The 6810-nt window shown below is 57.4% G+C and carries 6 protein-coding genes; 4 read left to right on the top strand and 2 right to left on the bottom strand.

What is annotated here, in order from left to right:
• Positions 1–147: 147 nt before the first annotated feature.
• Positions 148–615 (bottom strand): hypothetical protein, encoded by a 468-nt coding sequence (locus tag PMW70_RS09485; RefSeq protein ID WP_271744717.1) that lies wholly within the window; start codon positions 613–615, stop codon positions 148–150.
• Between the two features lie 275 nt (positions 616–890).
• Between PMW70_RS09485 and PMW70_RS09490 the strand changes: the two genes are divergently transcribed.
• Positions 891–1322, top strand: coding sequence for an Hsp20/alpha crystallin family protein (locus tag PMW70_RS09490; RefSeq protein ID WP_271744718.1), 432 nt, complete (start codon positions 891–893; stop codon positions 1320–1322).
• 81 nt (positions 1323–1403) lie between these two features.
• Here the strand turns inward: PMW70_RS09490 and PMW70_RS09495 are convergent, their stop codons facing one another.
• Complete coding sequence (locus tag PMW70_RS09495) at positions 1404–2213, bottom strand: MBL fold metallo-hydrolase (RefSeq protein ID WP_118270802.1); 810 nt, start codon at positions 2211–2213, stop codon at positions 1404–1406.
• Positions 2214–2261: 48 nt separating this feature from the next.
• On the opposite strand from PMW70_RS09495, the gene tilS reads away from it, so the two are divergent.
• From tilS to ftsH, 3 genes are all read left to right on the top strand, one after another.
• Positions 2262–3803, top strand: a complete 1542-nt coding sequence (tilS, locus tag PMW70_RS09500) for a tRNA lysidine(34) synthetase TilS (RefSeq protein WP_199586896.1) — start codon at positions 2262–2264, stop codon at positions 3801–3803.
• Positions 3804–3950: 147 nt separating this feature from the next.
• Complete coding sequence (gene hpt, locus PMW70_RS09505) at positions 3951–4499, top strand: hypoxanthine phosphoribosyltransferase (protein ID WP_271744719.1); 549 nt, start codon at positions 3951–3953, stop codon at positions 4497–4499.
• Between the two features lie 61 nt (positions 4500–4560).
• Positions 4561–6639, top strand: a complete 2079-nt coding sequence (gene ftsH / locus PMW70_RS09510) for an ATP-dependent zinc metalloprotease FtsH (protein ID WP_271744720.1) — start codon at positions 4561–4563, stop codon at positions 6637–6639.
• Positions 6640–6810 lie beyond the last annotated feature (171 nt).

Consider the following 6810-nt stretch of genomic DNA (forward strand, 5'->3'; position numbering starts at 1 on the left):
GCCAGGGCGCCGCTGACCGGTGGACGGCACCGAGCCGTCAATGGAATGGAAAAGGGGGAGGCCTCGCGGCCTCCCCCATTTTTGCGTTTACGGGGCGTAAATGACTCAATTACACCAGACGATCTTATCGTTTTTGGTATTGAGCTTTTATTTAAAGAAAATAAATCGAATAACGAGGGCAACTGCTATGGCCACAATGATCATTAGCAGGATTGTCAGTCGATGCTGCTTGCGTCGTTTACTTGACGAAACGAAGATTGATTTTCCCTGTTTTGGCGTTTCGAGATAGCGAGCCGAGTGCGTCAAGGTTTGCTTGGGTCGAGGCCCTCTTTGTCGATGAGCGGCGGATGCTTTCATCGGCTCATTCCTATTTGCGCTGTTTTTAGATAATGGTGCGTCTTTCAGATACACAGGGTCACCCGAGGCCACACCCATATGCTTGCGTCCCGTTTGCGCATCTTCGAGTGTTTGATATCGGTTTCTTGTCACATATTCGGGCTCTGGGTCATTGATGGGCTCTTGCGAGATGTGGGGGCGATGGAATCGAATCGGTTGCGGGCTGGATACTTCGTCCTGCTCCGGCATAAACGTGTTGTCCTGTTTTTGATCGTCCATGATGCCCTTAGTTCGTCATCAATATCGTGTATGCGCCCATTGTAAGCCAGCCGTCTTGTTTTGATGGGATTGCATACATTATTTAAGCCTTCGTTCAAATTCCGTTTATTAGACAAAACCTTAGTCAAATAGACTTAGATATGCTTATACCAATAGACTCAAAAAACTTTATAGTCGATGTATATATAAGAAGCGGTTGGGCATATATATGAGCGTCAAAAGAAGTCCCAGTCACCTAGAAGATGACTCGGCAGTCCTTAAAAGGAGTGGTAAACATGGCAAGCATGGTTCCTTATCGTTCGGTTTTTGGCGTTCGTCCTTCTGCTAGCTCGCTGTTCGATCTGTTTGATGATATGACCGACCTTGCAAACAACTCGATTGCCTCTAAGGCGTTCCCCGTTGACGTTGAGGATAAGGGCGATGGCTATGAGGTCAAGGCCTATCTGACCGGCGTCGCCAAGGACGATATCGATGTCGAGCTTAACGAGGGCCGTTTGTCCATTAGCGTGAATGTCGAAGAGAACGAGGAGAACGAGGGCAAGAACTTCCTGCAGAAGGAGTTTAGCTCGTACAGCGCGACGCGTGGCGTATATCTGAAGGACGCTTCGAGCGAGGGCCTCTCGGCTAAGTACGCTGACGGCATCCTGACCGTTACGGTTCCCAAGATCGTCGAGAAGAAGAACGTTACGAAGATCTCCATCGACTAACTTCGTTGGTGTTCTGCGCTATTAAAAGACAGCAAAAGGGGCTGGGAAGCGATTCCCGGCCCCTTTTGCTGTTTAGGACAGTTATTGAATAGTTGCTGGCCGATGCTGGCTTGCGGGGCGTATCGAGAGTTTTCGCGATCCTTGGAGAAGGGTGGCGGAGCTGCCGACCTCGTCATCCAAGGTTGCGGCTAGAGCTTTGGCATAGCTTTTGACGGTAAGGCTCGGGCGATTATTATCTTGGCTGATATGCATGGCAATGAGCTGTTCGGTGCGATCGGTAACGAGTTCGCGCGCGGCTTCGGCGGCTTGGTCGTTGGAGAGGTGCCCCCTTGCAGACAGGATGCGCTCCTGAAGAAAGCGGGGATATTCTCCCTCGCGCAGCATGGTCACATCGTGGTTGCTTTCGAGTGCGAGGACTCGACAATCTTTGAGGGTGTTCATGGCTTGGCTCGATAGCTCTCCGGTGTCGGTGGCAAAGCCGATGGAATTATCGAGGGTGTCGAATCGATAGCCGACTGGATTGATGACATCGTGTGACGTTGAGTAGGTTTGCACGTGGATGCCGGCAATGGATAGGGTGTCACCGGGATCGAATTCCTCGACAGGCAGATGCGAAAGATTTTCTTTGCTCGAAAGTGTGCCCCTGCTGGCATAGAGGGGGCCGTGCCAGTGCTTGCACCAGACATCGAGACCTTTGATGTGGTCGCTGTGCTCATGAGTGATGAGAAGAGCCGAGACGTTATCTGCCGAGAGCCCCAGTTCTGCCATGCGCTTTAATGTCTCGCGGCGAGAAAGACCGTCGTCAATCATGATGAGCCCTCGGGGGCCTTCGATGAGCGCGCAGTTGCCTTTTGAGCCACTGCCGAGGATATGAAGGTGCAGACGAGACATAAGATTCCAAAGGATACAATGGGTGCGAACGAATAGAGGAGGAAGCAAATGCCAACGGTATCTCAGCATTATGGACACCATGCTGCATCGTGGGCTGATGATAAAGCCTTGGCAACGCGGCAGCAGGCTGCTCCTGTCGTGCTCATGGTATCAGGCGGCGCGGACTCGACGGCTTTGCTCCTTATGGCGTGCACATCAAAGCTGGATATCCAAGACGGACGCGGTGTTGCCCCCATCGCGCGCGAGCGACTGCACGTGCTGCATGTGAACCATCATCTGCGTGGTGAGGCGTCCGATGGCGACGAGGCCTTTGTGCGTGAGCTCTGCGCGCAATATGGCTTGCCGCTGTGTGTTGAACATGCCTATTTTGATGATGAATCGGGCAATATCGAGGCGGCGGCGCGCGAGGTGCGTTATGCCGCGGCGCGAAGATATGTTCGCGAGCTCTGCGCCCAGACGGGGGCACCGCGAACGGCGGCTCGTATCTGCACCGCGCACACGTCTTCGGATCGCGCGGAAACGTTTTTGATGAACGCGATTAAGGGTTCGGGGCCCGCTGGTCTATCGAGCATTCCTCGCCGGAGGAATATCGTGGTGCGTCCCTTGCTCGACCTGACTCATGATGAGCTCGTGGGCTATCTGCAGGTGCATGGTCAACCGTGGCGTGAAGATGAAAGCAACGAGGACGTTTCGTACTTGCGCAACTATGTGCGCCATCGGGTGATGCCGGTGGTGGCGCAGCGCAACGCGAGCGTCTGTAAGACGATTGGCGCCGCCTGCGAGATCTTAGGCGATGAGGATGCCTTTCTTTCCCAGCTTTCCGCGCAGGCGTTCCGAAACTGCCTGCGTAAGGAGGCGGCGGGTGCACTGGTCCTTGACGCTCGTCGACTGGCCGCGGCTGAGGTGGTAATCGCGCGGCGCATCGTGAGGCTGGCGATCAAACGCATCGATCCGGACGCTCGTCCAGAGATGCGACATGTGGAGCGCGTGCTCGCCTGTGTCGCCGAAGACTCGGGTTCGGTCACACTGCCGGCGGGAATTGACGCACGCGTTGAGTTTGGCATGCTGGCGTTTAAGGCGCCGGTGGCTCGCGAGGGCCTGGTCGCGGACTGGGTTACCGTACCCGGTCGCTTGCCGTTGGGCGGGGGACGTATGCTGGTCACAGAACCGATGGCCGTTGAGCCGGGATGCGATATCGTGCGCCGCGCCCGTGAGCTTGCGGCTGCCGGGGAAGCGACAGCTTTGGTAGACGCGGCTGCCCTGGGTTTTGCCGACAGCGATAGCGAGCGGATCCTGGCGGGCTCGCGTGGGGAGATTCCCGCCGAGGCGCGATTGGCGCGCCTGTGGGTGGACGGTCCCACACCGGGAGACGTGATGTGCCCGTTAGGGATGAGTGGCCGAAGCAAGAAGGTATCCGACTTGCTAGGAGAGGCCCGCATTCCCGTTTCCGAGCGCGCCGGCGTGCCCATGGTGAGGACGGCGCCGGGGGGTGCCGTGGTGTGGGTCGCCGGAGTTCGCGCGGACGAGCGCTTTAAGTGTACGGCGGCGACGCGTGTGGCTTATCTGCTTCGCGTGGTTGATGCGGATTAGCCCCTCGCACCAGCTTTTCTGTGCGGCGTTGACGGTATTCCCGCGCTGATGGTGCGCGGGCTGGAAAATATACCCCGTGCGCTGCTAGAATGTGTAGTTCGCGTCCATACGGCGGTGTGTGGGCGATAAACACAAGAAAGGGTTGTCATGGCTTCTCAACATCCGGATATCGAGAAGGTTCTGTTTACGCAGGAGGATATCGACGGTATCGTTTCTCGCCTGGGCGAGGAGATTACGCGCGACTACGCGGGTAAGGATCTGGTACTGATTGCGGTCCTGCGCGGCGCCGTGGTCTTTATGGGCGACCTGATGCGCAAGATCGAGCTGCCGACCAACATCGATTTCATGGCTGTTTCGAGCTATGGCGACGGCGTGAAGTCTTCGGGTATCGTGCGTATCATTAAGGACTTGGATATCGACATCCGCGGTCGCGACGTGCTGATCGTCGAGGACATTCTGGACTCGGGCCTGACCCTCAAGTACCTGATGAAGAACCTCGAGAGCCGCAAGCCCGCTTCTCTGGAGGTCGCCGCCTTCCTGTGGAAGGACGTTGAGGACCGTACCTCGGCCGTCACGCCCAAGTATGTTGGAACCCATTGCCCCGATGCCTTTGTGGTGGGCTACGGCCTCGACTATGCCGAGCGCTATCGTAACCTTCCGTATCTGGGCATTTTGAAACCGGAGGTTTATTCGTAAGATGCCCGACGACCGTAACGATAACAATTCCCAGACTCCCCGGGAGCCTAAGATCCCGGGGATGCCCGGAGGCAAGAAGCCCACGCGTACGGGCTGGCTGTATTTTATTTTGGCTTGCGCGCTTCTGGGCTACGCCTTCTTTAACATGGGCTCCGGCTTTGCCAATTCCAGCAATACCGTAAAGCTCGCGACGAGCGAGATGGTGAGCGCCATTAAGCAGGATCGCGTCGAAGATTTGACCTATACGGTTCAAGACGGAAGCGTGGCGGGTCATTACTGGAAGACGAAAAAGGACAAGGGCGATACGAGCGAGCTCAAGAGCTTTTCCTCGACCTATGTCGGCTCCGATTCGCTTGCCGAGCTTATGGCGGAGCACCCCGATACCAAGTACATCGTCAACACCAACGACCCCGATTTTTGGGGCGACTTGGCGATGAGTGTGCTGCCGACGATTGCCCTGATCGCCATCATGTTCTACTTTATGCGCCAGATGATGGGCGCCAATAATAGGAACATGCAGTTTGGCAAGACCAATGCCAAGACCAACGAGGCTACGCGTCCCAAGGTCAAGTTCGAGGACGTTGCCGGCGTGGACGAGGCAGTCGAGGAGCTCGAGGAGATCCGTGATTTTTTGAGCGATCCGGATCGCTATCGCAAGCTGGGCGCCAAGATCCCGCGTGGCGTGTTGCTGGTGGGCCCTCCGGGCACCGGTAAAACGTTGCTGGCCAAGGCCGTTGCCGGCGAGGCGGGCGTGCCGTTCTTTAGCATCTCGGGTTCCGACTTTGTCGAGATGTTCGTGGGTGTCGGCGCCAGCCGTGTGCGTGACCTCTTTAAGGAGGCCAAGTCTCAGGCTCCGTCAATCATCTTTATTGACGAGATCGATGCCGTGGGACGTCAGCGCGGAGCCGGTTTGGGCGGCGGCCACGACGAGCGCGAGCAGACGCTCAACCAGCTGCTGGTCGAGATGGACGGTTTTGAGGAAAGCGAGTCGGTCATCCTGATCGCCGCCACCAACCGCCCCGATATTCTGGACCCGGCATTGCTGCGCCCCGGCCGTTTTGATCGTCAAGTTACGGTCGACCGTCCGGATGTGAAGGGCCGCGAGCAGATCTTGCGCGTGCATGCTGAGAACAAGCCGATGGACGAGGACGTTAAGTTTGAGAAGCTCGCCCAGATGACCGTTGGCTTTACTGGTGCCGATCTGGCGAACCTGCTCAACGAGTCTGCGCTGCTGGCCGCTCGCCGTCATCGTTCTGTGATCTCGATGGACGAGGTCGAGGAGTCGATGGAGCGCGTGATTGCCGGACCGCAACGCAAGGGTCGCGTGATGACCGAAGCCGAGCGCACCACGATTGCCTACCACGAGAGCGGTCACGCTTTGGTGGGCCACATCTTGGAGCATTCCGATCCGGTTCATAAGATCTCGATCGTCAGCCGCGGTCAGGCCCTGGGCTACACACTGCAGCTTCCGCAGGAGGATCACTTCCTCAAGACCAAGAACGAGATGCTCGACGAGCTCGCCGTGTTCTTGGGCGGTCGCGTTGCCGAGGAGCTCATGTGCGACGACATCACGTCGGGCGCGAGCAACGATCTGGAGCGCGCGACCAAGATGGCGCGCGAGATGGTCACGCGCCTGGGCATGAGCGAGGAGCTGGGCACGCAGGTCTTTGGCGAGGCGCAGCATCAGGTGTTCCTTGGTCGCGATTACGCCGATCACCAGGATTACTCTGAGGAGACGGCGCGCCGCATCGATATCGAGGTTCAGCGCATCATGCGCGAAGCCCATCGCCGTGCGGTCGAGATCCTGGATGCCCGCCGCGATCAACTCGATCTGATGGCCAAGGTGCTGCTTGAGCGCGAGACCGTTGAAGGCGACGCTGTGAACGCCCTGCTCGACAACGAGTGGGACGCTTACCTTGAGCGCGAGGGCGATATCCTGGCGGCCAAGGAGGAGCGCAATGCCAAGGCGGCCGGCATGCCGACCAAGAAGCGTGCGCCTCGCATGAGCGAGGAGGAGCTGGCGGCTGATGCCGCGGCCTTTGCGCAGGCGGCCATGCAGGAGGATGCCGAAGCCGCATCCGATGATGCTGGCGATGGCAATGCTGTCAACGCTGACGGCAACACCGACGCCGACAAATAGTTCTTGTAGCGAAAGCCTCCGCGGGGAAACCTGTGGAGGCTTTTCTTTTAAGCGCAATGTTGATTGGGGACAGACTTAAATGAGCGTTTTCACGCATTTGAACTGCATCCCATTTCTTGGACTTTGAAATTAAGGTTCGAGAAAAGGGAGGCATCGGAAATGCCCCGCAGG

The organism is Collinsella aerofaciens, from assembly GCF_028209625.1.
Taxonomy (GTDB): domain Bacteria; phylum Actinomycetota; class Coriobacteriia; order Coriobacteriales; family Coriobacteriaceae; genus Collinsella; species Collinsella aerofaciens_AM.

What these genes read in the sequence shown, in the direction of transcription:
- PMW70_RS09485 (WP_271744717.1), bottom strand. Translation starts at nt 615, where the DNA reads ATGGACGATCAAAAACAGGACAACACGTTTATGCCGGAGCAGGACGAA.
- PMW70_RS09490 (WP_271744718.1), top strand. Translation starts at nt 891, where the DNA reads ATGGCAAGCATGGTTCCTTATCGTTCGGTTTTTGGCGTTCGTCCTTCT.
- PMW70_RS09495 (WP_118270802.1), bottom strand. Translation starts at nt 2,213, where the DNA reads ATGTCTCGTCTGCACCTTCATATCCTCGGCAGTGGCTCAAAAGGCAAC.
- tilS (WP_199586896.1), top strand. Translation starts at nt 2,262, where the DNA reads ATGCCAACGGTATCTCAGCATTATGGACACCATGCTGCATCGTGGGCT.
- hpt (WP_271744719.1), top strand. Translation starts at nt 3,951, where the DNA reads ATGGCTTCTCAACATCCGGATATCGAGAAGGTTCTGTTTACGCAGGAG.
- ftsH (WP_271744720.1), top strand. Translation starts at nt 4,561, where the DNA reads ATGCCCGGAGGCAAGAAGCCCACGCGTACGGGCTGGCTGTATTTTATT.